Here is a 519-nt window from a genome sequence, read left to right as displayed (position 1 = left end):
AGATCCACCGAAAGCGCCTTGCTCATTCATGCTGGCCTCCGCCTCCAGCAGGAATGTTGAATCAGAACCCGGCTCCCTTGGGAATCCCTGCGATTCAATCAGATCGCAAAGTGCTCTAGACCGCAGACTGTCTGTGGATAGCCGATCGAGCCGTGACCGCTCGCCGAGCGAGCGGGCCCAACATGGCTGGATTAACAAGACGCGAGATGTACGCACGACGTCGTGAGTTCAATGATCTCGCCCCTCTCACTCCGGCCCAGAGCGGATTGCAACATGCTTTGCTGTTGACCGGGGCCGGCGACAGAAACGCGTTTGGTACAGTGTATACGCTGACGTTCTCAAAACTTTCTGCCACTTGCATCCGAATCTGCGGGGATCTAGATGCAGCAGAAGACGTAACGAGCGAGGTCTACGCCACGGTCTGGAAACGCGCTTCTCAGTTTGATCCAGAGCGGGGAAGTTCCATTGCATGGCTATCGGCTATCGCGCGGAACCGTTCTCTAGACTGGAGGCGTTCGC

The 519-nt window shown here is 56.8% G+C and carries 1 protein-coding gene; it reads left to right on the top strand.

Features of this window, described 5'->3' with window-relative positions; all coding sequences use genetic code 11:
* Positions 1-182 precede the first annotated feature (182 nt).
* Positions 183-519: sigma factor (locus tag ACP7AU_RS17830; protein ID WP_426052293.1), on the top strand; the 337-nt coding region annotated here is incomplete at its 3' end.

The sequence above is a fragment of the Brevundimonas sp. SL161 genome, assembly GCF_049896985.1.
In the GTDB taxonomy this organism is placed as follows: Bacteria; Pseudomonadota; Alphaproteobacteria; order Caulobacterales; family Caulobacteraceae; genus Brevundimonas.
Note: the sequence above shows the minus strand (reverse complement) of the source record. Positions and strands in the feature narration are given on the sequence as shown.